4 protein-coding genes are annotated in these 2,872 nt (G+C 63.5%); 3 read left to right on the plus strand and 1 reads right to left on the minus strand.

All coding sequences use genetic code 11. The features are described from left to right. A partial coding sequence (locus HX846_RS28190; RefSeq protein ID WP_178966545.1) for an NCS2 family permease occupies positions 1-1,028 on the minus strand: 1,028 nt, incomplete at its 3' end. A 200-nt stretch (positions 1,029-1,228) separates the two neighbouring features. Between HX846_RS28190 and HX846_RS28195 the strand changes: the two genes are divergently transcribed. From HX846_RS28195 to HX846_RS28205, 3 genes are all read left to right on the plus strand, one after another. Further along, entirely contained in the window at positions 1,229-1,681 is a 453-nt protein-coding gene (locus tag HX846_RS28195; RefSeq protein ID WP_177020966.1) for a DUF4879 domain-containing protein, read from the plus strand. 106 nt (positions 1,682-1,787) lie between these two features. After that, entirely contained in the window at positions 1,788-2,312 is a 525-nt protein-coding gene (locus HX846_RS28200; protein ID WP_256740034.1) for a (2Fe-2S)-binding protein, read from the plus strand. After that, positions 2,309-2,872 (plus strand): xanthine dehydrogenase family protein subunit M (locus HX846_RS28205; protein ID WP_178966546.1); only part of this gene is annotated, 564 nt, incomplete at its 3' end. The genes HX846_RS28200 and HX846_RS28205, both read left to right, overlap by 4 nt.

Below are 2,872 nucleotides of genomic sequence, written 5' to 3' on the forward strand. Positions count from 1 at the left end.
AAGGCCGGGACGCTGGCCGCCAGTGGCGAGAAGAACAGCGCCAGCAGGAACAGGATCGCGACCACGACGGCGGTCAAACCGGTACGGCCACCGGCGCTCACGCCCGCCGCCGATTCGATGTAGCTGGTGGTGGTCGAGGTGCCCAGCAGCGAGCCGGCCATGGCCGCCGTACTGTCAGCGATCAGCGCACGGCCCATTTTCGGCATGTGGCCGTCCTTGCCCATGAGACCCGCGCGCTTGGCGACGCCGATCAGGGTGCCGGAGTTGTCGAACAGGTCGACGAACAGGAACGCGAAAATCACGCTCACCAGGCCGATGTCCAGGGCGCCTTTGATGTCCAGTTGCAGGAAGGTCGGGGCCAGCGAAGGTGGCATCGACATCACGCCGCCGAACGGGGTGAAGCCCAGCACGATGGAGGCGATGGTCACCACCAGGATGCCGATCAATACCGCGCCGCGCACTTTCAGGGCTTCCAGCGCAACGATCAGCGCGAAGCCGAGGGTGGCGAGGATCGGCGCGGGTTGTTTCAGGTCGCCCAGGCCCACCATGGTGGCCGGGTTGCTGACCACGATGCCGGCGTTGTGCAGGGCGATCAGCGCCAGGAACAGGCCGATACCCGCCGCAATCGCCGAGCGCAGGGGCAGCGGGATGCTGTTGATGATCCATTCGCGGATGCGGAAGATCGACAGCAGGAAGAACAGCACTGCCGAGATGAACACCGCACCCAGCGCCACTTGCCAGGTGTGGCCCATGTGCAGGACCACGGTGTAGGTGAAGAATGCGTTGAGGCCCATGCCCGGTGCCAGGGCAATCGGGTAGTTGGCGATCAGGCCCATCACGGTGGAACCGATGGCCGCCGCGAGGCAGGTCGCGACAAAGACCGCGCCCTTGTCCATGCCGGTCTCGCCGAGAATGCTCGGGTTGACGAACAGGATGTAGGCCATGGCCAGGAAGGTGGTGACGCCCGCGAGAATCTCGGTGCGCACATTCGTGTTGTGTGCCTTGAGTTGAAACAGCTTTTCCAGCATGCCTGCTCCCTGTGACGCTATCTTGCGTCGTTATTTGTTGACCTCTAAGTCAAAGCACAAACTGCGCCAAGCGCCTGTGGTTCCAGAGAGGATCGGAAAAAGCGGCGCATCATACCAGCAGCCGAGGGCCAGTGGCGCATAGGCTTGATCATGGCCTTGAGGCATACTGCGCCGACGTTTATTACAGGGTCATCGACAGCATGAAAAAAGCCAGCGCCTGGAGTCTAGCTCTGTTCGGTTGCATCGGCCTGTGGCTCGGTGCGGCACCGGCGTGGGGCGCGCCTGCACCGGCGTTGAGCGAGGTGCGGGTATTCAAGGTTCAGTCGGCCAAGTGCACTGAAACCATTCCCGAGCGGGCCGACAGCACCCAGATGTGCACGCACCGGGGGCAGACACTGGTGTACGTGATGGAAGTCGGCCTGGGCAACAGCCCACAGGCATTTTTCGACGGCGCGTCGGTGCCCCGTATCAGCACCACCGCCGTCTGCCAGGTGGGTTCCATCAGCCAGCCATGCAGCGGCGCGGGAACGTTGATGGGCTACATCTATACGTTCCAGCTGGATAATGTCGAAGCCGGCGGCACGTTCCAGTACAGCAACACCTCGATCAACCCACCGCGCAACCAGTTGGTCACCACCCTCGGCATTCGCTGATCGCCACCCATCAATTGCCTTGAACGCTCATAAACTCCGGAAGTCGGACCGCTAAGACGGCGACTTTTCTGAACGCCGCGATTGCACACCAATCCGTGAGGTGTTTATGAGCGCAACTCCCAATGGCGCGGCGGCCAAGCCGTTCGTCAGTCATCCGATACGCCTGACCCTCAATCGGGACCCCATCCAACTGGATGTATTGCCCTGGACCACCCTGCTGGACCTGCTGCGCGAGCAACTGGACCTGACGGGCACCAAGAAGGGCTGCGACCACGGCCAGTGCGGCGCCTGCACCGTGTTGCTCAACGGTAAGCGGGTGAACGCCTGCCTGACCCTGGCGGTGATGTGTGACGGTGCCGATTTGACCACCATCGAAGGCCTGGCCTCGGGCGACGACCTGCACCCGATGCAACAGGCCTTTATCAAGCACGATGCCTTCCAGTGTGGCTACTGCACGCCGGGGCAAATCTGCTCGGCGGTGGGCCTGGCCCGTGAAGGCCGTGCCCACGACACCGCGCAGATCCAGGAACTGATGAGCGGCAACCTGTGCCGCTGCGGCGCCTACAACAACATCCGCGATGCCATCGAAGAAGCCTTGCCGGCGTGCCGCGTGCAGGGAGGTGAGCAATGAATCCCTTCCATTACAGCAAGCCGGCCGACGTGCAGGAGGCGGTGCACCTGGTCAGCCCGGCGTCGCGGTTTATCGCCGGTGGCACCAACCTGCTGGACCTGATGAAAGAGAACATCAGCCGCCCGGAGCACCTGATTGATATCACCGGGCTGCCACTTCGCGACGTGGAAGAAACTCCAGAGGGCGGCTTGATGATCGGTGCCCTGGTGAGCAACGCCGACCTGGCCTGGCACCCGCTGATCGAGGAACGCTACCCGCTGCTGTCCCAGGCCATCCTCGCCGGCGCCTCGCCGCAATTGCGCAATATGGCCAGTACCGGCGGCAACCTGCTGCAACGCACCCGTTGCTACTACTTCTATGACGCCGCCGTGCCCTGCAATAAACGCGAGCCCGGCAGTGGCTGCCCGGCGCGGGTCGGTTTGAACCGCATCCACGCGATCCTCGGCGCCAGCGACCAGTGCGTCGCCACCCATCCTTCGGACATGTGCGTGGCCCTGGCCGCCCTGGATGCGCGGGTGCATGTGCAGGGCCGGGGTGGTGCGCGGGTCATCGAGTTCGCC

The sequence above is a fragment of the Pseudomonas sp. K5002 genome (assembly GCF_013386655.1).
Lineage (GTDB): Bacteria > Pseudomonadota > Gammaproteobacteria > Pseudomonadales > Pseudomonadaceae > Aquipseudomonas.